Origin of the sequence: Enterobacter cloacae complex sp. SHL021 (genome assembly GCF_049237765.1) — a bacterium.
Classification (GTDB): Bacteria; Pseudomonadota; Gammaproteobacteria; order Enterobacterales; family Enterobacteriaceae; genus Enterobacter; species Enterobacter cloacae.
Genome location: NZ_JBMKJG010000002.1, coordinates 143,616 through 170,555 on the forward strand (window position 1 = coordinate 143,616; position 26,940 = coordinate 170,555).

General features: G+C 57.1%; 26 protein-coding genes. 6 read left to right on the top strand and 20 right to left on the bottom strand.

Going from position 1 to position 26,940, the window contains the following annotated elements; translation table 11 throughout:
- Positions 1 to 141 precede the first annotated feature (141 nt).
- Positions 142 to 429, top strand: a complete 288-nt coding sequence (locus tag ACOTZF_RS02795; protein ID WP_058683981.1) for a BrnT family toxin — start codon at positions 142 to 144, stop codon at positions 427 to 429.
- Entirely contained in the window at positions 416 to 718 is a 303-nt protein-coding gene (locus tag ACOTZF_RS02800; RefSeq protein ID WP_023620649.1) for a BrnA antitoxin family protein, read from the top strand. The genes ACOTZF_RS02795 and ACOTZF_RS02800 overlap by 14 nt, the downstream gene beginning before the upstream one ends.
- 30 nt (positions 719 to 748) lie before the next feature.
- Here ACOTZF_RS02800 and ACOTZF_RS02805 read toward each other — a convergent pair whose 3' ends face one another.
- Together ACOTZF_RS02805 and ACOTZF_RS02810 are read right to left on the bottom strand one after the other, a co-directional pair.
- Positions 749 to 1,387: a LysE family translocator gene (locus ACOTZF_RS02805; protein WP_129318101.1), complete on the bottom strand. Its 639-nt coding sequence runs from the start codon at positions 1,385 to 1,387 to the stop codon at positions 749 to 751.
- Between the two features lie 48 nt (positions 1,388 to 1,435).
- The gene (locus tag ACOTZF_RS02810) at positions 1,436 to 2,179 is read right to left on the bottom strand and encodes a helix-turn-helix transcriptional regulator (protein WP_048972195.1); all 744 of its coding nucleotides are present in this window, start codon (positions 2,177 to 2,179) and stop codon (positions 1,436 to 1,438) included.
- A 137-nt stretch (positions 2,180 to 2,316) separates the two neighbouring features.
- On the opposite strand from ACOTZF_RS02810, the gene ACOTZF_RS02815 reads away from it, so the two are divergent.
- Positions 2,317 to 3,687 carry an NAD-dependent succinate-semialdehyde dehydrogenase gene (locus ACOTZF_RS02815; RefSeq protein WP_129252072.1) on the top strand — a complete coding sequence of 457 codons (1,371 nt, stop codon included), beginning with the start codon at positions 2,317 to 2,319 and terminating at the stop codon, positions 3,685 to 3,687.
- Positions 3,688 to 3,728: 41 nt separating this feature from the next.
- Here the strand turns inward: ACOTZF_RS02815 and ACOTZF_RS02820 are convergent, their stop codons facing one another.
- Complete coding sequence (locus ACOTZF_RS02820) at positions 3,729 to 4,049, bottom strand: hypothetical protein (RefSeq protein ID WP_013095439.1); 321 nt, start codon at positions 4,047 to 4,049, stop codon at positions 3,729 to 3,731.
- Positions 4,049 to 4,594 (bottom strand): YfaZ family outer membrane protein, encoded by a 546-nt coding sequence (locus ACOTZF_RS02825; RefSeq protein ID WP_013095440.1) that lies wholly within the window; start codon positions 4,592 to 4,594, stop codon positions 4,049 to 4,051. The genes ACOTZF_RS02820 and ACOTZF_RS02825 overlap by 1 nt, the downstream gene beginning before the upstream one ends.
- 402 nt (positions 4,595 to 4,996) lie before the next feature.
- Between ACOTZF_RS02825 and ACOTZF_RS02830 the strand changes: the two genes are divergently transcribed.
- Positions 4,997 to 6,355 (top strand): esterase-like activity of phytase family protein, encoded by a 1,359-nt coding sequence (locus ACOTZF_RS02830; RefSeq protein WP_045295464.1) that lies wholly within the window; start codon positions 4,997 to 4,999, stop codon positions 6,353 to 6,355.
- 58 nt (positions 6,356 to 6,413) lie between these two features.
- On the opposite strand, the gene yjiA is transcribed toward ACOTZF_RS02830, so the two are convergent.
- From yjiA to hpaG, 14 genes are all read right to left on the bottom strand, one after another.
- Positions 6,414 to 7,367 (bottom strand): GTPase, encoded by a 954-nt coding sequence (gene yjiA / locus ACOTZF_RS02835; protein WP_038981101.1) that lies wholly within the window; start codon positions 7,365 to 7,367, stop codon positions 6,414 to 6,416.
- 10 nt (positions 7,368 to 7,377) lie between these two features.
- Positions 7,378 to 7,581 carry a YbdD/YjiX family protein gene (locus tag ACOTZF_RS02840; protein WP_003856610.1) on the bottom strand — a complete coding sequence of 68 codons (204 nt, stop codon included), beginning with the start codon at positions 7,579 to 7,581 and terminating at the stop codon, positions 7,378 to 7,380.
- 114 nt (positions 7,582 to 7,695) lie between these two features.
- Positions 7,696 to 9,849 (bottom strand): carbon starvation CstA family protein, encoded by a 2,154-nt coding sequence (locus tag ACOTZF_RS02845; RefSeq protein ID WP_029882188.1) that lies wholly within the window; start codon positions 9,847 to 9,849, stop codon positions 7,696 to 7,698.
- Between the two features lie 205 nt (positions 9,850 to 10,054).
- Positions 10,055 to 10,957 (bottom strand): helix-turn-helix transcriptional regulator, encoded by a 903-nt coding sequence (locus tag ACOTZF_RS02850; RefSeq protein ID WP_020688847.1) that lies wholly within the window; start codon positions 10,955 to 10,957, stop codon positions 10,055 to 10,057.
- A gap of 178 nt (positions 10,958 to 11,135) precedes the next feature.
- Entirely contained in the window at positions 11,136 to 11,648 is a 513-nt protein-coding gene (locus ACOTZF_RS02855) for a 4-hydroxyphenylacetate 3-monooxygenase reductase subunit (RefSeq protein ID WP_020688846.1), read from the bottom strand.
- Positions 11,649 to 11,665: 17 nt separating this feature from the next.
- Positions 11,666 to 13,228, bottom strand: a complete 1,563-nt coding sequence (gene hpaB, locus ACOTZF_RS02860) for a 4-hydroxyphenylacetate 3-monooxygenase, oxygenase component (RefSeq protein ID WP_013095447.1) — start codon at positions 13,226 to 13,228, stop codon at positions 11,666 to 11,668.
- Between the two features lie 177 nt (positions 13,229 to 13,405).
- Positions 13,406 to 14,338, bottom strand: coding sequence for a 4-hydroxyphenylacetate catabolism regulatory protein HpaA (gene hpaA / locus ACOTZF_RS02865; RefSeq protein WP_029882186.1), 933 nt, complete (start codon positions 14,336 to 14,338; stop codon positions 13,406 to 13,408).
- Between the two features lie 9 nt (positions 14,339 to 14,347).
- Positions 14,348 to 15,694: a 4-hydroxyphenylacetate permease gene (gene hpaX / locus ACOTZF_RS02870; RefSeq protein WP_040020168.1), complete on the bottom strand. Its 1,347-nt coding sequence runs from the start codon at positions 15,692 to 15,694 to the stop codon at positions 14,348 to 14,350.
- A 21-nt stretch (positions 15,695 to 15,715) separates the two neighbouring features.
- Positions 15,716 to 16,513 (bottom strand): 4-hydroxy-2-oxoheptanedioate aldolase, encoded by a 798-nt coding sequence (hpaI, locus tag ACOTZF_RS02875; protein ID WP_038981110.1) that lies wholly within the window; start codon positions 16,511 to 16,513, stop codon positions 15,716 to 15,718.
- 9 nt (positions 16,514 to 16,522) lie between these two features.
- Positions 16,523 to 17,326, bottom strand: coding sequence for a 2-oxo-hept-4-ene-1,7-dioate hydratase (gene hpaH, locus ACOTZF_RS02880; RefSeq protein ID WP_061771700.1), 804 nt, complete (start codon positions 17,324 to 17,326; stop codon positions 16,523 to 16,525).
- Positions 17,327 to 17,393: 67 nt separating this feature from the next.
- Complete coding sequence (locus ACOTZF_RS02885; RefSeq protein ID WP_129252068.1) at positions 17,394 to 17,774, bottom strand: 5-carboxymethyl-2-hydroxymuconate Delta-isomerase; 381 nt, start codon at positions 17,772 to 17,774, stop codon at positions 17,394 to 17,396.
- Between the two features lie 9 nt (positions 17,775 to 17,783).
- Positions 17,784 to 18,635, bottom strand: a complete 852-nt coding sequence (hpaD, locus tag ACOTZF_RS02890) for a 3,4-dihydroxyphenylacetate 2,3-dioxygenase (RefSeq protein ID WP_029882183.1) — start codon at positions 18,633 to 18,635, stop codon at positions 17,784 to 17,786.
- 1 nt (position 18,636) lies between these two features.
- Positions 18,637 to 20,103: a 5-carboxymethyl-2-hydroxymuconate semialdehyde dehydrogenase gene (gene hpaE / locus ACOTZF_RS02895; RefSeq protein ID WP_013095454.1), complete on the bottom strand. Its 1,467-nt coding sequence runs from the start codon at positions 20,101 to 20,103 to the stop codon at positions 18,637 to 18,639.
- A complete protein-coding gene (gene hpaG, locus ACOTZF_RS02900; protein WP_040020160.1) occupies positions 20,100 to 21,377 on the bottom strand; it encodes a 4-hydroxyphenylacetate degradation bifunctional isomerase/decarboxylase in 1,278 nt (425 codons plus the stop codon). The genes hpaE and hpaG overlap by 4 nt, the downstream gene beginning before the upstream one ends.
- A 268-nt stretch (positions 21,378 to 21,645) precedes the next feature.
- Here hpaG and hpaR point away from each other — a divergent pair, with 268 nt between their 5' ends.
- Together hpaR and tsr are read left to right on the top strand one after the other, a co-directional pair.
- Entirely contained in the window at positions 21,646 to 22,086 is a 441-nt protein-coding gene (hpaR, locus tag ACOTZF_RS02905; RefSeq protein ID WP_013095456.1) for a homoprotocatechuate degradation operon regulator HpaR, read from the top strand.
- Positions 22,087 to 22,169: 83 nt separating this feature from the next.
- Positions 22,170 to 23,834, top strand: a complete 1,665-nt coding sequence (gene tsr, locus ACOTZF_RS02910) for a methyl-accepting chemotaxis protein (protein ID WP_013095457.1) — start codon at positions 22,170 to 22,172, stop codon at positions 23,832 to 23,834.
- Positions 23,835 to 23,906: 72 nt separating this feature from the next.
- On the opposite strand, the gene ACOTZF_RS02915 is transcribed toward tsr, so the two are convergent.
- Positions 23,907 to 24,425: a GNAT family N-acetyltransferase gene (locus ACOTZF_RS02915; RefSeq protein WP_129252066.1), complete on the bottom strand. Its 519-nt coding sequence runs from the start codon at positions 24,423 to 24,425 to the stop codon at positions 23,907 to 23,909.
- Positions 24,425 to 26,716 carry a phosphatidylglycerol--membrane-oligosaccharide glycerophosphotransferase gene (opgB, locus tag ACOTZF_RS02920; RefSeq protein ID WP_038981280.1) on the bottom strand — a complete coding sequence of 764 codons (2,292 nt, stop codon included), beginning with the start codon at positions 26,714 to 26,716 and terminating at the stop codon, positions 24,425 to 24,427. Before opgB ends, ACOTZF_RS02915 begins: the two co-directional genes overlap by 1 nt.
- Between the last annotated feature and the right edge of the window lie 224 nt (positions 26,717 to 26,940).

Sequence of the window (26,940 nt, forward strand, 5' to 3'; positions counted from 1 at the left end):
AAGTGCAAAGACGGGAGCGTTACACCATCTTCGCTTCTGGAATCCGCCTTCCGAAATTAAACACCGCTTTTGCTTAATTGGTTTAATCCTTGCGCAGTTTGTATATGCTTTTTTGTATATACAATCAGGGAAGGGTACACTATGCCAACGGAGTATGAGTGGGATAGCGATAAGGCGAAAAGTAACCAGCAAAAACATGACATACGCTTTGAGGATGCGGTTTTGGTTTTCGACGATCCTTATCATTTGTCTGTTCAGGAGCGCTATGAGAACGGTGAGTTTCGCTGGCAAACCATCGGCCTTGTGCAAGGCGTCATTGTTATCCTGGTCGCACATACGGTACGTTTCGAAAGCGGAGGCGAAATTATTCGTATCATTAGCGCACGTAAGGCGGACCGTAAAGAGAGGAGCCGTTATGAGCATCGTTAAACATAAACGAGGTAGTTCGCCTGAGGTTAGCGCTCGTCGTGACGCTGAGCTAAAAGCATTAGCTGAAAAACCAGAAGCAGAAATCGATTACAGCGATATTCCTGCCACGGACGATAAACAGTGGTCCGGGGCGGTGCGAGGGAAGTTCTATCGGCCACTTAAAACGCAGGCATCTGTACGCATTGACGCCGACGTGATGGAGTGGCTGAAACGGCCTGGAAAGGGTTACCAGACGCGGCTAAACGCCATATTGCGTGAAGCGATGCTGCGCGACCAAAACAAAAAATAAACCACGGGCAGCGTTGGGCTGCCCCTTATTTCAGCTTATCAGCTCCAGCAGCCGCCACAGTACCCACCCGCCAAACCCCATTAGTACAACCCCTGCCGCCCGCTCAATTAGCCACAGCGAACGGCTGAGCCTCTGTTGCACCGCGGGCAGCCCCATCAGCGACACCAGCGCCAGATCCCACACCAGCACTACCATCACCATCCAGACGCCGCAGGTCGCTTGCTGAAGCAGCGTGACGTTCGGCCCCAGCAGCGCCGTCATCAGCGCCAGATAGAACAGGGCGTTCTTTGGATTTAACAACGCCGAGCCGAGCCCCAGCAGGATCTGCTTACGCAGTGAAGGGAAGCGCTGATGGGTTTCATTCAGCGCCAGCGCTTGCGGGCGGCTGCGCACCAGATGCGAGCCGATCCACAGCAGATACAGCGCCCCGCAAAGCTCGATAAGGGTAAACAGCCACGTAAACTGGCGCAGCGCGCTCCAGCCAATGATCACCAGCAGAATATACAGCCCGTTGCCCGCGGCGATGCCGATGCACAGCCCGGCGCTGCCGCGCACCCGGTAGCGCGCCGCGTAGCCCACCAGCAGGAAGAAATCCGGGCCCGGGCTTAACAGGGCGACAAAATGCGCCAGCGCCAGAGCGAGAAAAGCGGAAGGGAATAACAGTTCCATAGCAACCTCTGTGTAAAAAACCGAGGTCAGACTACGGCGATGCAAACGCTATTTATTGTCCGATATTGATCGGCCCGTGGCGTACTGGCGCGGCGTGGCGGCGGTATAGCTCACAAAGGTCTTATGAAAATGGCTCTGATCGGCAAACCCGCTCTGGTAGCCGACATCGGCAATATCATCCCCGGCGCGGAGCCGCGCTTTGGCGTATTCCACGCGGGAGATGTTGAGAAAGCTGCCCGGCGTCAGGCCAGTGTCCTGCCTGAAGGTGCGGATCAGCGTCTCCTTGCGCAGCGAGAAGCGATGGGCAAGGTCGTCGAGTGACGGCGGGCTGGTTAAATCGGCAAGAAACGCCTGCTGGATGTGCTGGCTGGTTGTACGTAGTTCACCCGTGCGGCTGGCGCAGCGCGGAAGGGCAGAAATCAGCATGTTCAGGGAATTAGCCGACATGTTCTCAACAACGTTCTGGTAAAGAGCAAACAACGTGCTGTCGCGTATGACCTGTTCTGCCAGGGGATAATCCGTGTCGATATAGAGCATGTGATAGCTACGGGGCTGGCCCGCAACGGGGTTGCAGCTGTGCGGCACATGTGCCGGGATCACGATGAGATCGCCGGGGTGGAGGATGTACTGCGTGTCATTGCACCGGCAGCAGGTCTGGCCTTCCACTATCGCGCCAATCGAAAGTTGGGGGTGACAATGACGTTTATACGCCACGGTACTCTGCCACGTGCTGCGCAGCTCAAGGCCCGGAAGGCGGTTAAAGGTCTGGCGGATGTGTCGGGTATGGGTCATAGGCGCTCCTGTCAGGAACATTTTTATACCATGCCCTGGCCCTACTAAGAACCTTCCGGATATACCCAACTTTACGTCCATCACCCGTCATGTTGTCTACCCTTACTACCCTAAGCGGTAAAACATGGAGATTCGATATGGCTTATCAGACAGTAAATCCTGCCACCAACCAGCTCATCAAAGAATATCCCTCTCATACCGACGCGGATATCGAAGCGGCGCTGAAAGCGGCCGACGCCCTTTACCATTCGCAGTGGGCGAAAGGCGACATTGAACAGCGTCTGCCGGTGCTGCATAAGCTTGCTGACCTGATCGACGAACGCACCGAAGAGCTGGCTAAAATTGCCAGTCAGGAGATGGGTAAGCTCATCGAACAAAGCCGCGGTGAGGTGAAGCTGTGCGCGCAAATCGCCCGCTACTATGCCGATAACGCGAAGCAGTTCCTGGCCCCGGTGAAGTACCCGTCTGAACTCGGAGAAGCGTGGGTGGAGCATCACCCCATCGGCGTGCTGATGGCCGTGGAACCGTGGAATTTCCCGTATTATCAGCTGATGCGTGTTCTGGCACCTAACCTGGCGGCGGGTAACCCGGTGCTGGCTAAACATGCCAGCATCGTGCCGCACTGTGCCGAAACCTTTGCTCATCTGGTGCGTGAGGCAGGGGCGCCGGAAGGGGCATGGACCAACCTCTTTATCTCGTCTGAGCAGGTGGCGAACATTATCGCTGACGACCGCGTACAGGGGGCCGCGCTAACCGGCTCTGAGAAAGCAGGCAGCGTGGTGGCCGCGCAGGCGGCGAAGCACATCAAGAAATCCACCCTTGAGCTGGGCGGTAACGATGTTTTCGTGGTGCTGGACGATGCGGATCTTGATAACGCGGTGAAGACAGGCGTGAATGCGCGACTTAACAACGCCGGTCAGGTCTGTACCGCAGCGAAGCGCTTTATCCTGCATGAGAAAATTGCCGATGCCTTCCTGAGCAAATTCACCGAAGCCTTTAAGCAGGTGAAAATTGGCGACCCGCTGGATGAAAGCACCACGCTTGGGCCACTGTCGTCTAAAGATGCGCTCGAAACGCTGACAAAACAGGTCAACGAGGCGGTGAAAAAGGGCGCAACGTTACACTATGGTGGTAAACCGGTGCAGCGCGACGGGAGCTTCTTTGAGCCGACGATCCTGACAAATATCTCCCGCGACAACCCGGCGTACTTCGAGGAGTTCTTCGGCCCGGTGGCGCAGATATATGTGGTGAAAAACGATGACGAGGCGGTCGCCCTGGCGAACGACTCCCACTACGGACTGGGCGGTGCGGTGTTCAGTCAGGATATTGAACGCGCGAAGAAAATGGCGTCACGGATTGAGACCGGCATGGTGTATATCAACTGGCTCACCGATACCGCACCGGAGCTGCCGTTTGGCGGCGTGAAGCGCTCCGGTTACGGACGCGAGCTGTCGGATCTGGGGATCAAAGAGTTTGTGAACCAGAAGCTGGTGGTGGTGCGTAAGTAAGCGGCAATAAAAAACCTGCCAGTAGGCAGGTTTTTTAGAGATTATTGCACTTCAATTTTATCCCAGCCGCTTTTGAACATGCAGCTGTCTACGAGGGTCGCCCTGCGATCCTCATTGGCGTCTTCAACCGTGTAGCTCGTGGAAATATCCTTTTTCTTGTTCTTCAGATCCGTTTTTTCCGAGTCCGAACCGGTTACGACGTTATCCGGGGGCAGATCGATCAGCGCCTGCGCTTCACATTCCGTGAGCTTTTTGTTCATTTCAGCGTCGCTGACGCCCGGTTTCACCCATTTGTACTGGACGCAGCCGGTGAGCAGAAGCGTGAGGCTCAGAACGCAAAGCGCGGTAATGCGGTGTTTCATCAGAAGGTGACTCCACCGCCAACATACGCACCGTCAATCAGGGTGTGGCCTGGACGACCGTCTTTACCATCAACGCTCACGTGGCGGTAACCCACTTTCAGGGTCACAGGTGTAACTGGCGTCCAGCTTACGCCGCCGTTGGCTTCAACGTAGTTTTTCACGCTGTTGTTCATCCCTTCTGGTGCCACGTAGCCTTCACCATACAGATGAATGCTGTCGGTCAGGGCAACGTTTACGCCGCCACCGATCGGGAACGCCACGCCGTTATCGCCTTTTTTCGGGCCGATATAGATAGCTTTTGCACCCGCGTTCAGCATGACCGGGCCAAGACCCAGGTTATAACCTGCACCCACACCGCCGGTCTGCGTACCGTCATCGGTGTTTTTCAGCCAGTTGCTTTCCACATACAGGCCGGATGAGGATTTACCCATCTCCAGGTTGAGGTTGGTAAAGTTTTTACCCTGCTCAACGCTGCCACCCAGAGCCAGTGCAGAACCCGATACAGCAGTCAACGCAGTCAGCAGAAGGATATTCAGTTTTTTCATCTCATATGCCTCGTCATCAATTTAATCTGGGCGCACCTTAACAAGCGATGTTAATGACTGCAAATGTGATGAAAGTCGCCGTTTTATGCTGGTTTTGTTAATTATTTAATTTGGTGGTGTTGCGAGAGTGTTGGGTTGCGAGGTCGTCAACGGGTAATGATTTGGCGTTTAGAAAGTGTTTATTTTTTTAGCTAAACATAATCTGAACGAGAGCAGAAAGAGTGGTTCGCAGCGAATTAATTGGGTTTCTAATAATTTCCAGAATTGTTTCCGCTGTTACAGATAACAACAGAGCTTTACATTTCTTTGGCGCTCCGGCCCGCGCAATGTTGCCATTCGATGTCATTTTCCTGACACGTTTCTTCTTTACGGTGTGAGCTTCACTTTATGGATGCTAACAATATGAAAAGAAAAATTATTCCTGTGCTAATCGGTTGTGTGCTCTCTTTCTCTGCCCTCGCGGCGCAGCCTACGGCTGAGCGCTATGTCGTCAGTTTTCCAGAAGGCACACACGTGAACTACACCGGCGCATTTGCCAGTGCATTCCCGAACGGCCTTCCGGTTGGGATAGGTTCTGGCCTGCTGTTCACCGGGAAACAGGGCGATGCCCTGACCTTCGCCACCATTACCGATCGCGGTCCGAACGCGGATTCACCGAAAGTGGGTAAAAACGAAGCCAAAATTTTCGTTACGCCAGATTTCGCGCCGCTGCTGATGACGATTCGTGTACAAAACGGCAAAGCGGAGGCCATTGATGCCCGTCCTCTGCATGACGATAAAGGCGCGATCAACGGTCTGCCGCTGGAAAGCGACGTGATTGGATCCACCAATGAAGTGGCCTTCAGCGACACGTTAAAGAGGCTGAAGGGGGATAATCGCGGGCTGGATACGGAAGGGATCACCCCGGACGGTAAAGGCGGTTACTGGCTGTGCGATGAGTATGGCCCGTTCCTGATTAACATCGACAGTAAAGGGAAAATCCTGGCGATCCACGGTCCGCAGGCGGCGGAAGGGGAAAAAGCAATTGCGGGCGGTTTGCCAAATATCCTCAAATGGCGTCAGGCGAACCGCGGCTTTGAAGGCCTCACCCGTATGCCGGACGGGCGTATTATTGCCGCCGTGCAAAGTACGCTGGATATCGACGGTAAGAGCAAGAAAAAGGCGCTGTTTACGCGTCTGGTGAGCTTTGACCCGGCAAGCGGAAAAACCGCGATGTACGGTTATCCCATCGACAGCGCGGCTTACAGCAAAAACAGCGACGCTAAAACCGGCGACATCGTGGCGCTCGATAACCAGCACATCCTGCTGATCGAACAGGGAAGTGATAAAAACGACGGAATGCGTAACCTGATTTACAAGGTCGATCTCAGTAAGGCGAGCGACCTGTCAGGTTTCGACAAGCCGGGCGAGTATCCGGAGTTTGATGATGAGAAAACCCTGGCACAGCGCGGCATTACCCTTGCGCAGAAAACGCAGGTTGTTGATCTGCGCGCCCTGGGCTGGCAGCAGGAAAAGGCTGAAGGGCTGGCGCTGATCGACAGCAAAACGCTGGCGGTGGCGAACGATAACGATTTTGGCGTGAAGGTGGCGATGCAACATCCGGTCGAGGGCAAGAAGCTCAAGGATTATCGGGTGAACGCGGAAGGAAAGCTGACGCTGGATGATAAGCCGGTTAAAACGACCCTCAGCGTGAAGCCGCTGGAGAAACCGGAGTCTGACAGTGAGCTGTGGATTGTGACGCTGCCGGAGGCGGTGAAATAAGTTTATCTCTTACCCCTCACCCTAACCCTCTCCCAAAGGGAGAGGGAATGCCGGGCGGTTATCTCTTCAGCCCCGCAAACGCCGCCCGGATTTCCTCTTCCGGCAGCTGGATACCGATAAATACCATCACGCTGCGCGGTGTCTCGTCGCCCCAGGGTCTGTCCCAGTCCGCGCTGTACAGCCGCTGTACGCCCTGGAACAGCAGGCGGTTTGGTTCGCCGTCGATCCACAGCATGCCTTTGTAGCGCAGCAGTTTATCGGCAAACGACAGGAGCAGGTTCTCCATCACGCGGGAGACCTCGCTGATGTCTACCGGGTAATCCAGCTCCACCACAATCGACGCTACGTCGTTCTGCTTATCCGCCATAAAGTGAAAACGCGGTTTTGAGGTGACATGCTCTTCCAGCATAAAACCGTTGGTGTTGAACAGCTGAGACAGGTCGATATCGCCGTGCGTCACGGTGTATACCGGTGCGCGGGCGTTGATGCGTGCCAGGCGCTCGCGCAGTTTAACGCTCTCGCCCGCCACGTCGGTTTTGGTCAGCAGGATGCGGTCGGCGTAGCCCACCTGAGACTGGGCGATGGTGAACTGGTTCATCTGATCGTCGGCGTGAACCGCGTCGACCAGGGCAATCACGCCGTCCAGCAGGTAGCGCTGGCAAAGGATGTCATGCGAGAAAAAGGTCTGAATAATCGGGCCGGGGTCGGCCATGCCGGTGCATTCAATCACCAGGCGGTCGAAGTGGATGTCCCCACGATCGCGGCTGTCGAGCAGGTCCAGCAGGGCATCTTCCAGTTCGTTAGAGCGGGTACAGCAGATGCAGCCGTTGGTCAGGGTTTTGATCTGCGTGGCGCGATCGCCAATCAGCTGGTCGTCAACGGAGACTTCGCCGAACTCGTTTTCGATCACGGCGATTTTGAAACCGTGCTGCGCGTTGAGAATGTGGCGCAGCAGGGTGGTTTTACCGGCGCCGAGGAAACCGGTCAACAGGGTGACGGCAATCGGGGTCATGGTCTCTCCTTTAGCAGCAGCGGACGCCGCCTTCTCCACTTCCGCCGTAGCGCGCTTCCTGACGCTCGCGGAAGAATTCAGTGTAGGTCATGTAGGGCTTATCCGGGTGGTTGGTTTTCATATGCTCAACGTAGTTGTCATAGTCCGGAATGCCAATCAGCATTTTCGCTGCCTGACCGAGGTATTTTTTTGCTTCGCCTAAGTTACCAAACATTGTGGATTCCAGACAGGAAAAGCCCCTCACCCTAACCCTCTCCCCATAGGGGAGAGGGAACTTTTACACCCTCTCCCCTATGGGGAGAGGGCTGGGGTGAGGGGTATTAGTAGATTAATGGTGCGAAGAGGTCTTCACGCCGCCTTCCGGTACCGGCACGTACGGGGTCTCTTTGTCCGTACGACCTTCAGCGTTACGCACTTTCATCCAGGTTTTGATGCCGTAGAAGATAATGCTGTACACCACCACCAGGAACAGAATGCTCAGACCCGCGTTGGTGTAGTTGTTCACCACGATATGGTTCATGTTGGCAATCTGCTGGGCGGTGAGATCCGCGCCACCGGCGGCAATTTTCGCTTTGTACTGGTTAGCCATGTAGAAGAAGCCTTCCAGCTGCGGGTTGCTGCTGAACAGTTTCAGACCCAGCGCCCAGGTGGTGCAGAGCAGCAGCCACAGCGCAGGCACCACGGTGACCCAGATGTATTTGGTGCGTTTCATCTTCACCAGTACCACGGTGCCGAGCACCAGGGCAACGGCTGCCAGCATCTGGTTAGAGATACCGAACAGCGGCCACAGGCTCTTCACGCCGCCGAGTGGGTCAACAACGCCCTGGTACAGCAGGTAACCCCACAGGCCAACGCAGCCCGCAGTACCCAGCACACCCGCCACCAGCGAGTCGGTTTTCTTCAGGAACGGCACGAAGTTACCCAACAGATCCTGCAGCATAAAGCGGCCTGCACGGGTACCGGCGTCCAGCGCGGTGAGGATGAACAGCGCTTCGAACAGAATACCGAAGTGGTACCAGAAGCCCATGTCCGCCCATGGCAGCACTTTGTGGAACACGTGTGCAATACCTACCGCCAGCGTCGGTGCGCCACCGGCGCGGTTCAGCACGGACGGTTCGCCGATGTCTTTCGCGGTCTGCATGATCTGCTCAGGCGAAATCACAAAGCCCCAGGAGCTGACGGTCGCCGCCGCGTGGGCGCTGGCGTCCTTCAACTGCGCCATAATCAGCGCCGCGTTGTCACCGCCCATCTCATGCAGGTTTGGCATGGTGATGCCCAGGCCTGCCGGCGGGGTGTTCATCGCGAAGTAAAGACCCGGTTCGATGATAGACGCAGCCACCAGCGCCATGATCGCCACGAAGGATTCCATCAGCATGGCACCGTAACCGATGAAACGCGCGTCGGTTTCGTTGGCCATCAGCTTCGGCGTGGTGCCGGAGGAGATCAGCGCGTGGAAGCCAGAAACGGCACCACAGGCGATGGTGATAAACAGGAACGGGAACAGGGCGCCTTTCCACAGCGGACCTGTACCGTCAATGTACTGGGTCACCGCCGGCATTTTCAGTTCAGGGTTGATGATCACAATACCGATCGCCAGCCCGACGATGACGCCGATTTTCAGGAAGGTCGCCAGATAGTCACGCGGAGCCAGAATCAGCCATACCGGCAGAAGGGCAGAGATAAACGCGTAACCAATCAGGGCAAAGGTGATGGTGGTGTCTTTGAAGGTCAGCGCCGGACCCCAGTACGGGTCGTGCGCAATCACACCGCCGAAGTAGATAGAGGCAACCAGCAACACGATACCAATGACCGACACCTCGCCGACACGGCCAGGGCGCAGGAAGCGCATGTAGATCCCCATGAACAGCGCAATCGGCACGGTAGAGCAGACGGTAAAGACGCCCCACGGACTTTCAGCCAGCGCTTTCACCACGATTAATGCCAGCACCGCGAGGATGATGATCATAATCAGGAAGCAGCCGAAGAGGGCGATGGTACCCGGCACGCGGCCCATCTCTTCTTTGATCATCTCACCCAGCGACGAACCGTTACGGCGCGAGGAGATAAACAGCACCATAAAGTCCTGCACTGCACCCGCCAGCACTACACCAGCGAGCAGCCACAGGGTACCCGGCAGGTAGCCCATCTGCGCGGCCAGTACCGGGCCGACCAGCGGGCCAGCGCCTGCAATGGCGGCAAAGTGGTGACCAAACAGCACATAGCGGTTGGTTGGCACGTAGTTCAGGCCGTCATTGTTAATGACCGCCGGGGTGGCACGCGTCGGGTCGAGTTTCATGACCTTCTGCGCGATGTATAAGCTGTAGTAGCGATAAGCCACAAGGTAGACGGAAACCGACGCGACCACGATCCACAGGGCGCTTACGTGTTCGCCTCGGCGTAATGCGACAACCGCCAGACAGAAAGCGCCGAGGATCCCGAGTAAGGCCCAGGGCACGTGCTTCAGTAGTTTTTTAGTATCCATAGTAAGACCTGGTTTTTTATGTAAAGAAAAAAGGGTCAGGGTTCGTTGTGAGGAGGTATTGAGTAATGCTGGAGCGATCGTGCCAGAAGCTTGCGCGCGTAAAGGGGAGAAAATGGGTGAGTGGTTGAAAGTGCCTGGTGAGCGGTCAAAGGGGGCGGCGAGTGGTTCAGGCTCGCCGCCAGCGGGAGAAATAATGTGATACAGATCACCCGGTTACCGTGGCTGCGCTCCCCGCCAGGTAGCCTTCCAGCGTTTTAACCAGCTTTTCCTTAAGCCAGGCTGGCTCCAGGATCTGAATGTTGGGTAACCAGTAGAACAGCAGCGGCAGGATCTGGTTTTCATGTGCTGCCTGACAGCGCAGCGTCACGCCGTCGTGTTGCTCCTCCAGCAGCTCTTGTGCCGGGAGGAGATCGCGGCGCAGGAAGTAGTGTGAAATATTATCCTTAATAAATATTTTCACCTCGAAAGTATCTTCCGATACCCACGGATCGAGGTTTTTTTCCAACAGCCCGATCACATTTTCGTCCGGCGTAAAGGTGCGTTTCTGAATATCAAGCCAGCGAATCTGACTCAATGAGAAGGATTTTAACCGGCTATTTTCGGTAGCTTGTAAATACCATATATTTTTTTTGTTAATGAGTTTATAGGGGTTAATCAGCCGGGTTTTGCCTTTATAAACGATCTGGCAAACATTACAGTTTTTAATCGATTTTTCAATGTTGGATAAATGGCGACGAATATCACGTTCCGCCGTGTGCTCCGCCTCGTTGGCGAGAATAAGAATATGATTTTCGTCAACGCGGTTTTCGAGTTTCTCCCAAAACTCCGCGTTTCTTTCGGGGAAAAAGCTATCAGCATTCAGGAAGTTAGCAAGGGTATGGTGTAATCCTTGTCCGCCGGGCGATTGCGCGGAATGGATCAGCCGATATAGCCCGTTTCCGGTATGTTCCACAATCGGGGAGAGCGCATTTAAATCCCGGTAGACGGTACGCTCGGTAATATTAAATTTCTCCATCAGCGCACTGCGGTTTATCACACCGTTTAAATGTAGCTCAAGGAGAATATCGACCAGACGTTCAGCCGAGCGGCTCCGCGTCGTTTTAGCCATAAGGTCTTCCTGTATATTAGGGTATGCGCTGAATGATGCGGGTAGCACTGACACAGCGTGTCAGTATTCAGGCACAGAAAATTTCTCTTATGGCTATATAACGGCGTGATTTAGCGGAAACCTTAGGAATTTTTGCAGAAAGGCGCGCTGGCCTCAGGAGGGCCAGCGCGAGAGGGGATCACACGGCTGCTTCCGGCTCCATCATTACCGGGTGGAAACGGCGTTTGAAATAGATCAGGCCGTGGCCCTCTTCACTGAGGATGATATTTTTAATTTCAACAAGATAAACCAGATGCGTGCCGATGGTTTGCACCTGACTTATCTCGCCTTCCAGGCTTGCCAGCGCCCCTTTCAGCACCGGTTGCGCCAGCGGACCTTTCTGCCAACAGGAGAGGGTAAAGCGCTCCTCCATGGCCATCCCGGTCATACCGGCGAAGTGGCGAGCCATGATCTCCTGCTCGTGGTTGAGCACATTCACGCACAGTTTGCCGTTGCCCTGAAACACCGGGTTCATGGCGCTGTTGGCGTTGATACAGACCATGATCGACGGCGGGGAATCCGTTACCGAGCAGACGGCAGTGGCGGTGATCCCGCAGCGTCCGGCATCGCCCGCCGTGGTGATGACATTCACCGCGGCCGACAGGCTGGCCATGGCGTCGCGAAAACGCAGGCGTTGTTCATCTGAATGCATTGAAACCTCCCGCTGCGTTATTTCAGCAGCTTGTCCAGCATGTTGATATCGCTGTTGTTGTGCAGGTGTGGCACCGTCCAGCCGTGTTGGTCGTACTCAGACATGCAGCGGTCGACCATCGCCATCATTTTGTCCATGTTGCCGGAGCTTTGCGCCTGGCGCAGACACTGCAGGCGAATTTCGTCCTGGCTGCCGGAGTAGTTGATCTCATACAGCTCGTGACGGCCGCCAAATTCGCTGCCGATGGCATCCCACATCAGCTTCAAAATCTTGATGCGTTCGACGTGATCCATGCCGTTGGATCCGCGCACGTACTTCGCCAGATACTGATCGATCTGCGGGTTGTTCAGATCCCGTGCGCTGGAGGGCAGGTAGATCAGCCCGCTGGTGACGTTACGTTCGATGATGTTTTTAATCTTCGCGTAGGCCATTGGCGCCATCACGCGATAGGTTTGCAGCGCCGCGTGATCCGGCAGGTACGCGCCATTCACCCACGGCGTGGCTTCGGAACACATGGAGTCGCTCAGCGCCCAGAACATATTGCGCCAGGCGACCACTTCGCCGAGATCTGCCTGCACGCCGCGGAACTCCAGGGTGCCGGTACACTCCAGCGATTTTTTCAGCAGGGCGGTGATGAAGTCGAGCTTCACCGCCAGACGCACGCAGGCCTGCAGCGGGTACATGCGGGCAAAACCGCCTTCCATGGTCCAGCGACGGCAGCGGTCGAAATCGCGGTAGATCAGCACGTTTTCCCATGGGATCAGCACATTATCCATCACCAGGATCGCGTCGTTCTCATCAAAACGGCTGGAGAGCGGGTAGTCGTACGGCGAGCCGGTAGCGCCAGCCACCATCTCGTAGGAGGCGCGGGAGATCAGCTTCACCCCTTCGGCGTCCATTGGCGCGACGAACATCAGCGCAAAGTCCGGGTTTTCGCCCATCACCTGCGCGGAGCCAAAGCCGATCATGTTGTAGTGGGTCAGCGCGGAGTTGGTGGCAACCACTTTGGCGCCGCTGACGATGATCCCGGCGTCGGTCTCTTTTTCCAGCTTGATATAGACGTCTTTCACCTCGTCCGCCGGTTTGTGGCGGTCGATAGGCGGGTTGACGATAGCGTGGTTAAAGTACAGGCCGGTTTCCTGAATGCGGGTATACCAGTTACGGGCATTTTGCTCGAACTGGCCGTAGAAGGCCGGGTTCGCGCCAAGCGCGCAGCCGAACGCGGCTTTGTAGTCCGGCGTGCGGCCCATCCAGCCGTAGCTCAGGCGAGACCACTCGGCGATGGCGTCCCGCTGCTGACGCAGGTCGTCGGCGCTTTTCGCCACGCGGAAGAACTTATGGGTGTAACCGCCGCTGCCGGTGTCGGTGCCCCAGCACAGCGTGTCCTGCATGTCCGGTTTGTGCAGCGCGTCGTACATCTGCGCGATGGAGGCCGCCGCATTGCGAAACGCCGGATGGGTGGTGACGTCTTTAACGCGCTCGCCGTAGATATAAATCTCGCGGCCATCCTGCAGGCTTTTTAAATACTCTTCGCCGGTTAACGGGCGTTTGGTATCAGCGCGGAACTCTTCAGGCTTCATAGGGACCTCGTATCGGAATTGGTTTGTTAAATTTATGTTTTGTTTTTGTTGTTTAATTGAAGCGTGAGAGGGGCGGAACGTGAAGGGACGATTGGGACAACGGCAGGTACTTTTCGCGAGAGATGGCAGAGTGTGATTTCCCTCACCCTAACCCTCTCCCAACGGGAGAGGGGACGGTTACTCCCTCTCCCGTTGGGAGAGGGCAGAGGTGAGGGCAACAGGGGAAACCGGTACTTTCTGCGCCCGATACGCGCTGGGCGAGCAGCCCGTCAGGCGATTGAAAAAGCGGGCAAAATAGGCCGGATCCTTAAAGCCCAGCTGCCACGCAATCTCGCTGACCGTACTGTCGGAAAAGAGCAACAGCCGTCTGGCTTCGCGCAGCTGGCGGTCGAAGATCAGCCGCTTCGGCGGACGGTTGGCGAAGCGGCGGCAGATATCGGTCAGGCGGGATTCGGTCAGGTGGAGTTCACAGGCGTAGTCCGGCACCGTCCAGTGCTGATGATAGTGGGTGTCAATCAACTGGGTAAAGCGCTGGAACAGTTTTAACTCACCGCGCATGCCGCCTGAAGCGTGGTCGTCGAGCCTGGCGTTACGCAGCAGCAGGGTAAAGACCGCCTGCGCGAGCAGCACCAGGGTATGCTCGCGCCCAGGAAGTTGCCCGGTGGATTCCCTGGCAATCAGCTGCCAGTAGTGCCTGAGCGCCGCCAGCTCGTCGGGCTTATCGGCCAGCGACAGGCAGATTCCCGGCAAGCCAAACGCTTCTCGCGTGCCGGGGTAGAGCACCTCCAGCAGCGGCCAGATGAGATCCTCGCGTACCGTCAGAACGTGGCCATCGCTGTCGGATTCGGTGATAAACGCGTGTGGCACCGACGGCGGGGTAATGACGAACAGCGGAGCCTGTACCGAGTAGCGATGATCGTCGAGCTGGAGTTCTATCTGCCCGGTATCAAGAAAGTGCATCTGAAAATACTGGTCGTGACGATGCGCCTGCATGTCGCGGCCAAAAAAGGCCGCCATGCGGGCGAACGACTGATAGTGCACATCGTCGGTGCCCAGACTTTCGTCGTACTCTTTGCTGATATCGATATTGGCGACGGGGCTCTGGCACATAGCTCCTCCTCAGTGGATCTTCTGTGCCGCCATCCCCGGATCGCGTCCGAGGCTTTCCTGGCGGGTCATTGGGATCCGCGTCAGCACCAGCGCGCCCACCACCAGCAGCCCGGCGACGAACCACAGCCCGGAGCTGAAGCTGCCGGTAGCATCACGCAGAATGCCGATCAGCAGCGGGCTGACGGCGGATCCGACGTTGCCGATAGCGTTGATCACCGCCAGCGCCACCGCACGGGACTGCAGGCTAATAACCTGATCCGGCGTGGTCCAGAATATCGCCATGGCGGTAAACGATCCGGTTGAGGCCATGATGATGCCAAGCAGTTGGATCAGGCTGTGATCGGTGGCCGAGGCCAGCATCCATCCCGCCGCCGCGAAGAGATACGGCAGGATGGTGTGCTTTTTTCGCTCTTTCAGCCTGTCGGAGCGACGGCTCCACCAGATCATGCCGAGGATGGTGCAAAACTGCGGGATCGCCGCCAGCAGGCCGATCACAATGTTGCTGCTGCCGGTGTTGAAGCTTTGCAGGATCTGCGGCGTCCAGATGTTGATCGCACTCAGCGTGTTCGTCAGGCAGAAATAGGCCAGCGTATAGAGCAGTACCGCCGGAGTCAGGACTTCACGCAGCGTTGAACGCGGCGTGGCGGCATGCGCCACCGCCAGCTCTTGCTCACGGGCGATCATGGTTTTCAGCGTTTGCTTTTCTTCATAATCCAGCCAGCTGGCCTGATCCGGGGTGTCGTTAAGGTAGAACCAGGTCACCACGCCGAGCACCACCGACGGCAACCCTTCCAGCAGGAACAGCCACTGCCAGCCTTTCAGGTTCCACAGCCCGTCCATCGCCAGGATGTAGCCGGAAAGAATAGAGCCGAGCATCATGGTTACCGGCATGGCAATCATAAACAGCGCGTTGGCGCGGGCGCGGTGATAGGCCGGGAACCACCAGGTGAGATAGACCAAAATCCCCGGCAGGAAGCCAGCCTCGGCAATGCCCACCAGCATGCGCAGCACATAGAGCGTTTCCGGGCTGGTGGCGAACATGGTGCAGGTGGACGCGATCCCCCACACCACCATGATCCCGGCGATCCAGCGCCGGGCGCCGATCTTCGCCAGCATGATGTTGCTCGGGATCCCGCACAACACGTAGGTGACGTAAAAGAGCGTCGCGGCCAGGCCAAACATCGTGGAGGTGAGGCCCAGATCTTTGCCCATCGTCAGCCCGGCAAAGCCAATGTTGATGCGATCGAGAAACGAGAAGACAAACAGGATAAAGAGAAACACGATCAAACGACGGAACAGCTTATTTATAACGCGATGTTCAACAGCTTTATTATCTTGCAGGGTAGAGGTCGTCATGGTGCGCTCCAGATCTTACGTTTAGTAGACGGATTTATTGTTATTAACTGACGTAACCGGGTGATCGATAAAACGTGCCGCCAGCGCTTCGGCGCTGCGGGCGAGCAGGGTGGTGTCGACGCCGACGGCGACAAACAACGCACCGAGTTCGAGATAACGTTTTGCCAGCTGCTCGTTGGCCATCAGGATGCCGGGCGCTTTGCCGGCGCTCAGGATTTGCGCGATCGCCTGTTCAATGGCCGCCTGCACTTCCGGGTGCTGAGGATTACCGGCAAAGCCCATGTCGGCGCTCAGATCCGCCGGGCCGATAAACACCCCGTCGACGCCGTCCACATCCAGGATCTGCGGCAGGTTTTTTAGCGCCTCGCGGGTTTCGATTTGCACCAGCACGCACATGGCGTCGTTGGCCTGGTGCAGGTAGTCCGGGATGCGGTTCCAGCGCGAGGCCCGCGCCAGGGCGCTGCCCACGCCGCGAATACCCGCAGGCGGATAGCGCGTGGAACGGACCGCCAGACGGGCTTCTTCGGCGTTTTGTACCATCGGTACCAGCAGGGTTTGCGCGCCCACATCCAGCAGCTGTTTGATCTGCACCGGATCGTTCCACGACGGGCGGACGACCGGCTGGCTCGGATAAGGGGCGATGGCCTGCAGCTGGGTTAAGACGGTCTGCACGGTGTTCGGCGCATGTTCGGCGTCAATCAGCAGCCAGTCGAAACCAGCCCCCGCCAGCAGTTCGGCGCTGTAGCTGCTGGTCAGCCCCAGCCATAAACCAATCTGCGGCTTTCCGGCTTTCAGCGCCGTTTTGAATGCGTTTTGCATGGTTATCTCCTAGACAAAGCGGCAACTGATGGAGCCCATGTTGCCGTAGTCCACGTGGAAGGTATCGCCTCTGCTGGCCGCGACCGGACGGGTAAACGAACCGCCGAGGATGATCTGCCCTGGCTCAAGCTGCACGTCGTAGGGGGCAAGTTTGTTGGCCAGCCACGCCACACCGTTAGCCGGGTGGTTGAGCACGCCTGCGGCGACGCCGGTCTCTTCGATCACGCCGTTGCGATAGAGCAGGGCGGAGATCCAGCGCAGATCCAGCTCGTCGGGCTTAATCGGACGGCCGCCGAGGATCACGCCCGCGTTGGCGGCGTTATCGGAGATGGTGTCGAACACCTTGCGCGGGCGCTGGGTTTCCGGGTCAATGTTGTGGCAGCGGGCGTCGATCAGTTCCAGCGCGGGGATGACGTAATCTGTGGCGTTGTAGACGTCGAAGATCGTGCAGTTCGGGCCGCGCAGCGGTTTTGCCAGCACGAAAGCCAGCTCCACCTCAATGCGCGGGACGATAAAGCGATCGACGGGGATGTCGCTGCCGTCATGGAAGAACATATCGTCCAGCAGCGCACCGTAGTCCGGCTCGCTGATCTGCGAGCTGGCCTGCATTGCTTTTGAGGTGAGGCCGATCTTGTGGCCTTTCAGCACGCGGCCTTCGGCGATTTTCAGGTTCACCCATTCGCGCTGTACGGCGTAGGCGTCTTCAATCGTGATCTCCGGGTACTCCAGCGAGATCGCGCGGATCTGCTCCCGGGACTGCTCCGCCTGATGCAGGCGGTGGGCGATCAGGGTATGGGTGTGTTTGTCGAGCATGGCGATATCCTGTTTTATGTTTGTTTTCTCCCTCTCCCAGTGGGAGAGGGGACAGACCGTGCCGGTATTACTTAAACAACGCGTGTACGTTGTTTTGTTTGTAATTGAGCGTCGGGTGCAGTTCGTCGAGCTCAAACGACAGCGCCAGATACCGGGCGGCCATGAGGTTGGCAAAATGCGCTTTGATCAGCGCAAACAGCATCTCCCCCACGGCCTCGCGGCTTTCCTGGCTGCGCCCGGCACCAATCTTCAGCGTCATATGCACAAAGGCGTAATCCTGCTTGCCGTCCGCCATCTGCCAGGTATCCAGCCAGTGGGCGCGGCTGCGGATACCGCCGATGGGGAAAATACCGGTGGCGGCCAGCGCCTCGTTCACTTTGGCGAACAGCCCCGGCAGGTCGGCCTGCTCGCGGATGTTGTCGGTACATTCAGCGATAAAATGCGGCATGGTGGCTCCTTACGCGGGCAGCGGGAAAACGGCGTTAACCTGGCCGGTACCGGAGCTGGCGAACAGCTCGGTGAGGAATTCAACCTTGCCGTCGTATTTGTCCCAGCCGAGCATGCCCAGCAGCATCACCGTGTCGTGCATGTTGCCCTCGCCGTAGCAGTAATCGGCGTACTCCGGCAGCATGCTGCAGAACTCTTTGAACTGGCCTTCGCGCCATAGCTTCACCACCCGTTCATCCATCTGGCGGTCGAACTCGCGGGTGTAGCTATTCATCCCTTCTTCCGCACGCTGGTCGTCGATAAAGCGGTGCGACAGCGAGCCGCTGGCGAGCACCGCCACGGTGCCGTCATACTTTTCGATGGCGCTGACGATGGCCTCGCCCAGCCTGCGGCTGTCGGCGAAGTCGTGAACCGTGCAGAACGCCGAGATGGAGACCACTTTGAAGTGCTTATCCGCATTCATGTAGCGCATCGGCACCAGCGTGCCGTACTCCAGCTTCAGGCTCGGGATGTTGTGCGCTTTGGCGCGCACGCCAAGCTTGACCGCCTCGTCGGCGATCAGCTGCCCGAGCTCCGGGTTGCCGTCGTAGTCGTAGGTCATGTCGCGGATAAAGTGCGGCAGCTCGTTACTGGTGTAGACGCCTGAAAAATGGTCCGCACAGTTGATGTGATAGGCGCTGTTCACCAGCCAGTGGGTGTCGAAGACGATGATGGTGTCGACGCCCAGCTCGCGGCAGCGCTTGCCGATCTCTTTGTGCCCGTCGATGGCCCCCTGACGGCAGCCGTGGTTTTTACCCGGCAGCTCAGAGAGATACATTGACGGTACGTGCGTGATTTTTGCCGCTAACGCTAACTTTCCCATTTTAGATCCCCCATTTTGGAATCGGATGGTCGCCCATGGAGATGCAGACGTTCTTCATCTCCGCGAACACCTCAAAGCTGTACTCGCCGCCTTCGCGCCCGGTGCCGGAGGCCTTCACGCCGCCAAACGGCTGGCGCAGGTCGCGCACGTTCTGGGTATTCACGAACACCATGCCCGCTTCGATATTGCGCGCCAGACGCAGCACTTTGCTGACGTCCTGGGTCCAGATGTACGACGCCAGGCCGTACTCCACGTCGTTGGCCAGGCGCAGCCCTTCCGCTTCGTCCTTGAACGGCAGCAGGCATGCTACCGGGCCGAAGATCTCCTCCTGCGCCACGCGCATGCGGTTGTCGACATCCGCCAGCACCGTCGGGCGCAGGAAGTTACCGCCTTTAAGGTGCGCAGGCAGGTCGGCCGGTTTGTCCGGGCCGCCCGCCAGCAGGGTCGCGCCCTCCTCAATGCCCAGGCGGATATAGCCGGAGACTTTCTCCCAGTGCTGTTGGCTAATCAGCGCGCCAATCTGGGTGTTCGGATCGGTCGGATCGCCCACGCGCAGGCGGTTGGCGCGCTCGGCGAAGCGTTTGACGAATTCCGGGTAGATGCTCTGCTGGATGAAAATGCGCGAGCCCGCGGTGCAGCGCTCGCCGTTGATGGAGAAGATGGTGAACAGGGCGGCGTCCAGCGCGCGCTCAATGTCGGCATCTTCAAAAATCAGTACCGGGGATTTGCCGCCCAGCTCCATGGAGTATTTCTTCAGCCCGGCGTTTTTCATGATATTGCGCCCGGTGGCGGTGCCGCCGGTGAAGGAGACGGCCCGCACGTCGTGATGGCGCACCAGCGCATCGCCTGCCGTGGCGCCATAGCCCTGCACCACGTTCAGCACGCCCGCCGGAATACCCGCCTCCAGCGCCAGTTCGCCCAGACGGTCGGCGGTCAGCGGCGAGAGTTCAGACATCTTCAGCACGGCGGTATTCCCCAACGCCAGGCATGGGGCGACCTTCCAGGTGGCGGTCATAAACGGCACGTTCCATGGCGACACCAGCGCGCAGACGCCCACCGGCTGCACCAGGGTGTAGTTCAGCATCTTGTCGTCAACCGGGTAGGTTTTGCCGTTCATCTGCTGGCACACTTCGGCGAAGAACTCAAAGTTGTGCGAGGCGCGGGGGATAAGCACGTTTTTGGTCTGGTGGATGGGCAGGCCGGTGTCGGCGGTTTCCATCGCGGCAATGTCCGGCACGTTCTGGTCAATCAGATCGCCCAGGCGACGCATCAGACGCGCACGCTCTTTCATCGGCAGGTTGGCCCACTTTGGGAAAGCCTCTTTTGCTGCCGCCACGGCCTGATGGATTTCCGCTTCCCCGCCGGCGGCGACTTCTGCCAGCACCTCGCCGGAGGCCGGGTTGGTGGTGTGGAAGTAGTCGCTTCCCGCCACGTTTTTGCCGTTGATCCAGTGGTTAATCTTTTTCATTTTGCCGTCTCCTCACTCACAATCCGGTTTACCAGGCGACCCACGCCTTCCACTTCCACCACCACTTCATCCCCCGGTACCACGTCGGACAGTCCTTTTGGCGTGCCGGTGGCTATCATGTCGCCCGGCTGCAGAGTCATGAATTCGCTCAGGTATGCAATCAGGTATGGGATGCTGAAGATCAGATCCGCCGTGGTCCCTTCCTGACGTAATTCACCGTTGACGAAGGTGCGCAGGGTTAAGTTATGCGGATCGGGAATGGCTGCTTTTGGCACGATGTTGGGGCTGATGGGGGTTAACCCGTCGCGGCTTTTGACCCGCAGATTCGGGCGGTAGTAATTTTCGAGATAGTCGCGAATGGCGTAGTCGTTACAGACCGTGTAGCCCGCAACAAAATCCATCGCCTCGGCTTCACTGACCTTACGCGCGGTTTTGCCGATGACCACCACCAGCTCCGCCTCGTAGTGCATGTACTCAACGTTGTCCGGACGTACCGAGGTCTGGTTGTCGCCGTTGAAGGTATTGGGCGCTTTGATAAATACCAGCGGCTCGGTCGGTGGCGTGAATGCCAGCTCGCTGGCGTGATCGGCGTAGTTCAGGCCGAGGGCGAACAGCGTGGGGTGAGGGTGCGCGCCCTGAGCCATCGCCACGTCGCGTTCATCCACCACCGGGTTTTCCAGTGCCGGGAACCCTTCCGCCAGAATGCGTACCCGATCGCCAGGGCGGATCTCGACGCGGCTTTGCGGCGTGCCGAGCAAGATCGCATCGCCCGGATTCAGGGTCGCGAACTCGCTCAGGGCGCTCAGCAGTTCGGCGGCGTTGCGCTGTAGCCCGGCGGTGTTCCAGTGGTCCGCTTCACGGCCGTTGATTTCGGTGATGATAGTCAGGTTATCCACGTTGTCGACGGCGACCAGCTCACCCAGCGGACAAAACCCGTCCCGGCATTTGGCTTTGATTGCCGGGCGATAAAAGCTCTCTTCCGGCAGGCTTACCTCGTTGGCCAGTGCGTACCCGGCGATGTAGGCCGCTGCGTCCTCCACGCGAACTTTGCTGGCCGTTTTGCCCACCACCAGCGCGACGGTTGCGCCGCTCAGCACCGTCTCACCCAGCGGGAACGCGATGGGTTCACCTGCGCGGATCACCGTGTTGTGTGGCTTGATAAACCACACCGCGGTTTTTGGCGGGGTGTTGTAGGGGGCTTTTTCAAACGCCTCAGCCCAGGCGTCGCGCTGGCTTTGGTGGTTCAGCGCCACGGCAAAAACGGTACCTTTCATTGACATACTCCTCAGGCCGGAACGCCGGCGTTGATTTTGTTAATATGTTAATGATCTGGTTTTATGCTTTTGCTGATTATTTCGCAATCAGAAGTGAAATATTTGTGATATGAATAACAATAAATTTACATTTTCGTTTGAAATGATATATTTATCATCGTGTTAATAAAGTGCTGTTGTTTCTGTTAGACTTTTCGATGGTCAAAAAGTAGTTGATTAAAACAGCGATTTTGAATTGTTTACTTGTTAACAATAAGCGGGAGTGGCTATGCATGATTCTTTAACTATCGCCCTGTTGCAGGCGCGGGAAGCGGCGATGTCCTACTTCCGACCAATTGTGAAGCGGCATAACCTGACCGAGCAGCAGTGGCGCATTGTGCGTGTACTGGCTGAACATCCCTCGATGGATTTTCACGATCTGGCGTTTCGGACCTGCATATTGCGCCCGAGCCTGACGGGCATTCTGACGCGCATGGAGCGCGACGGTCTGGTGCTGCGCTTAAAACCGGTCAATGACCAGCGCAAACTGTACGTGTCGCTGACCAAAGAGGGCAACGCGCTGTACGAGCACGCTCAGGCGCAGGTGGAAGAGGCGTACCAGCAAATAGAGGCGGAATATACGCCGGAGAAGATGAAACAGCTGACGGCGCTGCTTGAGGAGTTTATCGCGCTGGGAAACCGCCATAACGCAGCGCGTGACGAAGAGTAAAAACCACAAATTAAAGGATGATTTTCGTAAAGTTTTCCCTTTCCAGGCCGAAAATTCTGTATCTGTCTGAAGGAAGAGAAAACATGTTAAACCGTATCAAGATTGTCACCAGCTTAATGCTGGTTTTAGCGATATTTGGCCTTTTACAACTGACCTCCGGTGGTCTTTTCTTCAATGCCCTGAAGCATGACAAAGAGAATTTCACCGTCCTGCAAACCATTCGCCAGCAACAATCCACGCTGAACGCCAGCTGGGTGGCGTTGCTGCAAACCCGTAACACCCTGAACCGCGCGGGCATCCGCTACATGATGGATCAGAACAATATCGGCAGCGGCGCGACCGTGAACGATCTGATGCAAATTGCCTCTGTGTCACTGAAACAGGCGGAAAAAAATTGGGCCGCCTACGAAGCCCTGCCGCGCGATCCGCGTCAGAGCGACGCTGAAGCGATGGAAATTAAGCGTAACTACGATATTTATCACGGCGCGCTGGCGGAGCTGATTCAACTGCTGGGGGCAGGCAAAATTAACGCTTTCTTCGATCAGCCTACCCAGAGCTATCAGGATGGTTTTGAGAAGCAGTATGTGAACTACCTGCTGCAGAACGACAAGCTGTATCAGATGGCGGTGGAAAACAGCAACAGCTCTTACAGCCAGGCGATCTGGGTGCTGATCAGCGTGCTGATGGTTGTGCTGGTGGTCATCGTGGGCGTGTGGCTGGGTATCAAGCAGGCGCTGATCTCTCCGCTGACCCGTCTCATCGACAACATCCGCCATATCGCCAGCGGCGATCTGGTGAAGCGCATTGAAGTGGAAGGCGCTAACGAGATGGGTGAACTGGCCGACTCGCTGCGTCATATGCAGAGCGAACTGGTGCGTACCGTTGGTGACGTGCGTAACGGCGCAAACGCCATCTACAGCGGCGCGAGCGAAATCGCGATGGGCAATAACGATCTCTCTTCCCGTACTGAACAGCAGGCCGCTTCCCTGGAAGAGACCGCAGCCAGCATGGAGCAGCTGACGGCGACCGTGAAGCAGAACGCCGAGAATGCCCGCCAGGCGAGCAACCTGGCGCTGAGTGCGTCTGAAACCGCACAGAAGGGCGGGAAAGTGGTGGATAACGTGGTGCAAACCATGCGCGACATCGCGGGCAGTTCGCAGAAAATCGCCGATATTATTAGCGTGATTGACGGTATTGCCTTCCAGACCAACATTCTGGCACTGAACGCGGCGGTTGAAGCTGCACGTGCGGGTGAGCAGGGTCGCGGATTCGCCGTCGTGGCAGGTGAAGTACGTAACCTGGCCCAGCGCAGTGCCCAGGCTGCCCGTGAGATCAAGAGCCTGATTGAAGACTCCGTCGGTCGTGTGGAAGTGGGCTCAACGCTGGTGGAAAGCGCCGGTGAAACGATGGGTGAAATCGTTAATGCGGTGACCCGCGTGACCGATATCATGGGCGAAATCGCCTCTGCCTCTGATGAGCAGAGCCGCGGTATCGATCAGGTTGGTCTGGCGGTGGCGGAGATGGATCGCGTGACTCAGCAGAACGCCTCGCTGGTGGAAGAGTCTGCTGCTGCCGCTGCGGCGCTGGAAGAGCAGGCGAGCCGCCTGACGCAGGCCGTCGCGGTGTTCCGTATTCAGCAGGAGCAGATGAAAGCACGTGAGTTTGCCGCTGCCAAAAGCGTTGCTGCACCGGTGGTGATGCGTAAACCGGCGACCGCGGATGCGGGCGATAACTGGGAAACCTTCTAAGGCCGTATGTGGTGCCGGGGGGCGGCTACGCCTTACCCGGCCTACGCAATGACGGTGCGCCGTCGGGCGATATTACAGAGGCAGGCGCATGGCACAGCGAGCGTCATACGCTAAACCGTGCGCCGTCTCTTCTTCGCGTTTTTCACGCAGTTCAGGCGTCAGCGTCGTTATCATTTCAAACCCCAGCCGCGCATAGAACGGCGCATTCCACGGCACGTCCCGGAAGGTTGTCAGCGTCAGCGATGCCAGCCCCCTTTTGCGGGCCTGGTAAGCGACACAGGCGATGAGCCGTCGGCCGATCCCTTTTCCCTGCCAGTCCAGATGCACCGAAAGCTCCACGATGAACAGCGACGAAGCATGCAATTCTGCGAGGATAAAACCGACCGGCAGTTCGTTGGCCAGCGCCAGCCAGCTCAATCCGCGTTCGGCGTAGCCGAGATGCTGTTCAGCGGAAATGACCTCGCCCTCTGCAAGCCAGGCGAGTTCCGGGTAATCCCGGAAACGCTGGCCCGCCGCGCGTTCAATGGCGGGCAGGGCGGTGACGTCACCGGGGCGTGTTGGGCGAACGGTGATGTTAAGGCCGACACGCATTAGCCTGCGTTACCCACGATTTTAATTTCGACCATGCCAATCCCGAGCTCGCGCGGTGAGTGGCCGAGAATATTGCCTTCATTGGTAGATTGCGGCTCTGGCGGCACAATCACCAGGGTATTACTCCGTGAAGGATTATCGAAATGCAGCGTGGTGGTGCTGACTTCGTTGCCAAGGGTCAGCGTCTGCTCGCTGTCGCCCACCCGTACCGGAACAGGGCGGTTAGCATTAGCGCCATACGCTTTGGCGGTGATCACCAGATCGAATTTCTGCGGCAAGGGGTGGGCATACTCAATTTTTACCTCATTGCCCAGCTGTGCGTTGGACCAGCGACCCCAGGACTCCGGACGAGAGATACCGCTGAACTGTTTAACCTCTTCCGGCGCACCGGCGACGTTGAAGATAAAGCTGTCCGCTTTATAACGAATATCGTTGTCGACGATTTTCAGCATATCAATGTTGCGCTGATAGCGGGCGGTATCGATAACCGTATCCCTGAAGGCGGTTTTGCCCTTCCATACTGGCTTATCTACGTGCTGCACGGTTTGCTCCCCGCCTAGCTGCCCCTGAGAGACGCACCAGTCCGTCGACAGCGCCAGCGGCGGCGACCAGAGCTGGCCCATTTTGTAGCACTTATCGACCCAGACAAAGTTATCACGCGGGGCAAACTCCGCCAGCTGGAAGCGCAGCGGCGCCGAGTATTCGCTTTCGGGCAGCGGCTCAACGCGGTTATCCGACACGCGCAGCAGCAGCGGTAGCCGGAAGTGGCTGCCTGAGAAGGCGATCGTTTTTTTATCCTGATCGATAGTGAAGTCTTTCATCTCTTTCGGGAAGTTCCACAGACGAATGATATCCGGCTTCCAGGCGAGGATTTTTTCCTTCATGTTGAGGAACACTTCGGACAGCGATTGTCCCGACAGCGTGCTGCGGCCCAGGCCAATAAAGTTGTCACCGCCAAGAATATCCAGCACCGTGGCGCCGTTATCCATCGAATTACGCTTGGTGGCGATTACCTCCTGCTGCGGTTTGTCGCCGCGCAGAACGAAGAACAGGTTGCTGCGATCCTGTTTGTTCAGCTGATCCCACGCGCTGTTTTTCATAGCCAGATGGTCTGAAGAGACCACGATCACCGTGTTTTTGAACCAGGGTGAGGCTTTAATTTTCTGAACAAGGGCGGCGATATGCTCCTGGCTACAGGTGACGGCGCTGAAGGATTTATTATCTTTGCCGTCAATGTCGTAGCGTTTGCGCTTGCAGGTGCGCGAGACAAAACCGTCAGGATGGTGAGTATCTACCGTCAGGGCAAAGAGGGAGAAGCGTTTCCCGGCGCGGGACAGTTCTTCGAATTTTTTCCAGGTCTCCTCCAGCACGGTATCGTCGTAGAAGCCCCAGTCGTTGCGGTAAGTGGGATCGGCGACGGTCGTTTTTAACTCTTCTGAGCCGTACAGATGATCAAACCCGTGTGATTTCAGGAACACATCTTTCCCGGCAAAGCGCAGGTTTGCCCCCTGGACAAAATAGTTCTCGTAACCGGAGTTTTTCAGGATGTCGCCCAGGCAGATATTCTGCGGGAAGAAGCTCGACATTGAAGCTGAGGCGTTGCCTTCAAAGGGGGCAAACAGAGGAATGCCGCACTGGGAGGCGACCATTCCGGCAATGGTGTAGTCGGTGCCGGGCAGCTGCATGGTGTGACTGAAGTCGAGGCCTTCGTTTTTCAGCGCGCCCAGATCCGGCGTCAGGTTCGGGAAGGCGTCGTTATCGAAATAGGTCCTCTCCAGACTCTCACCGTAGATGTACACCAGATTAAGCTTCGGGTTGGCTATCGTTTTCGATGGCTCTTTATAGTACGCCACGAAATCCGGGTCACCGTCGCGCGACTGGGATTTCACCAGCTCGGTGATCTGATGAAATGCCGGGCTGGCATCCACGGAGGCCAGCGCAAGGAAAAGCGCCAGCAGGCTGTAGCCATGATGGTGCGGAAGATGACGGCGGCGGCGCAGCACCCAGGCGAGCGCGCCAAAAATGGTCACCAGCGCCAGCACCAGGCCCAGACCGGGGAGGATATATTTACCCACGCCCGCGCCCGTCAGGCTATTGGTCAGGGTGTAGAGCACCGCATCGTTTATCCCGTCTCCGGTAAAGTAATCGCTGGCGTAGAGCGTAATGTTTAAAACAATAAAAATGCCGAGCACCACCAGCGTGGCGATAAACCACCAGGTGTTACGGCCAGCTTTCCAGGCGTAAACGCCGATGGAGGCCAGAAAAAGGGCAAGGGACATTAACTCTGACAACAGCATATCCTCATGACGCCAGGTGCTTCGCTGGCTAATTGATTATTTTTTGGGTAATACAATGTAATGGCGATGTCGCTAAGCTGCAATTTTAGTGTCACGAAAGTGTGCCGTTATTAGGAATTGGTTTAGAAAATCGTTTTTTTGAAGGCGGTCGCACCCTGCTGTACGGATGCTGAGACGAGGGCAGAAGGGGAAAATGCCGGTTTCACGCCGCGTTGCAA

Excerpts from the sequence above, each read along its gene's own strand:
- ACOTZF_RS02795 (WP_058683981.1), top strand. The coding sequence starts at position 142 with ATGCCAACGGAGTATGAGTGGGATAGCGATAAGGCGAAAAGTAACCAG.
- ACOTZF_RS02815 (WP_129252072.1), top strand. The coding sequence starts at position 2,317 with ATGGCTTATCAGACAGTAAATCCTGCCACCAACCAGCTCATCAAAGAA.
- ACOTZF_RS02810 (WP_048972195.1), bottom strand. The coding sequence starts at position 2,179 with ATGACCCATACCCGACACATCCGCCAGACCTTTAACCGCCTTCCGGGC.
- hpaR (WP_013095456.1), top strand. The coding sequence starts at position 21,646 with ATGCATGATTCTTTAACTATCGCCCTGTTGCAGGCGCGGGAAGCGGCG.
- hpaG (WP_040020160.1), bottom strand. The coding sequence starts at position 21,377 with ATGAAAGGTACCGTTTTTGCCGTGGCGCTGAACCACCAAAGCCAGCGC.
- hpaX (WP_040020168.1), bottom strand. The coding sequence starts at position 15,694 with ATGACGACCTCTACCCTGCAAGATAATAAAGCTGTTGAACATCGCGTT.
- hpaB (WP_013095447.1), bottom strand. The coding sequence starts at position 13,228 with ATGAAGCCTGAAGAGTTCCGCGCTGATACCAAACGCCCGTTAACCGGC.
- ACOTZF_RS02845 (WP_029882188.1), bottom strand. The coding sequence starts at position 9,849 with ATGGATACTAAAAAACTACTGAAGCACGTGCCCTGGGCCTTACTCGGG.
- hpaD (WP_029882183.1), bottom strand. The coding sequence starts at position 18,635 with ATGGGAAAGTTAGCGTTAGCGGCAAAAATCACGCACGTACCGTCAATG.
- hpaI (WP_038981110.1), bottom strand. The coding sequence starts at position 16,513 with ATGCAAAACGCATTCAAAACGGCGCTGAAAGCCGGAAAGCCGCAGATT.
- ACOTZF_RS02820 (WP_013095439.1), bottom strand. The coding sequence starts at position 4,049 with ATGAAACACCGCATTACCGCGCTTTGCGTTCTGAGCCTCACGCTTCTG.
- ACOTZF_RS02825 (WP_013095440.1), bottom strand. The coding sequence starts at position 4,594 with ATGAAAAAACTGAATATCCTTCTGCTGACTGCGTTGACTGCTGTATCG.
- ACOTZF_RS02855 (WP_020688846.1), bottom strand. The coding sequence starts at position 11,648 with ATGCATTCAGATGAACAACGCCTGCGTTTTCGCGACGCCATGGCCAGC.
- hpaH (WP_061771700.1), bottom strand. The coding sequence starts at position 17,326 with ATGCTCGACAAACACACCCATACCCTGATCGCCCACCGCCTGCATCAG.
- ACOTZF_RS02840 (WP_003856610.1), bottom strand. The coding sequence starts at position 7,581 with ATGTTTGGTAACTTAGGCGAAGCAAAAAAATACCTCGGTCAGGCAGCG.
- hpaE (WP_013095454.1), bottom strand. The coding sequence starts at position 20,103 with ATGAAAAAGATTAACCACTGGATCAACGGCAAAAACGTGGCGGGAAGC.
- ACOTZF_RS02850 (WP_020688847.1), bottom strand. The coding sequence starts at position 10,957 with ATGGCTAAAACGACGCGGAGCCGCTCGGCTGAACGTCTGGTCGATATT.
- yjiA (WP_038981101.1), bottom strand. The coding sequence starts at position 7,367 with ATGACCCCGATTGCCGTCACCCTGTTGACCGGTTTCCTCGGCGCCGGT.
- ACOTZF_RS02800 (WP_023620649.1), top strand. The coding sequence starts at position 416 with ATGAGCATCGTTAAACATAAACGAGGTAGTTCGCCTGAGGTTAGCGCT.
- tsr (WP_013095457.1), top strand. The coding sequence starts at position 22,170 with ATGTTAAACCGTATCAAGATTGTCACCAGCTTAATGCTGGTTTTAGCG.
- ACOTZF_RS02830 (WP_045295464.1), top strand. The coding sequence starts at position 4,997 with ATGAAAAGAAAAATTATTCCTGTGCTAATCGGTTGTGTGCTCTCTTTC.
- ACOTZF_RS02885 (WP_129252068.1), bottom strand. The coding sequence starts at position 17,774 with ATGCCGCATTTTATCGCTGAATGTACCGACAACATCCGCGAGCAGGCC.
- ACOTZF_RS02915 (WP_129252066.1), bottom strand. The coding sequence starts at position 24,425 with ATGCGTGTCGGCCTTAACATCACCGTTCGCCCAACACGCCCCGGTGAC.
- hpaA (WP_029882186.1), bottom strand. The coding sequence starts at position 14,338 with ATGTGCCAGAGCCCCGTCGCCAATATCGATATCAGCAAAGAGTACGAC.
- ACOTZF_RS02805 (WP_129318101.1), bottom strand. The coding sequence starts at position 1,387 with ATGGAACTGTTATTCCCTTCCGCTTTTCTCGCTCTGGCGCTGGCGCAT.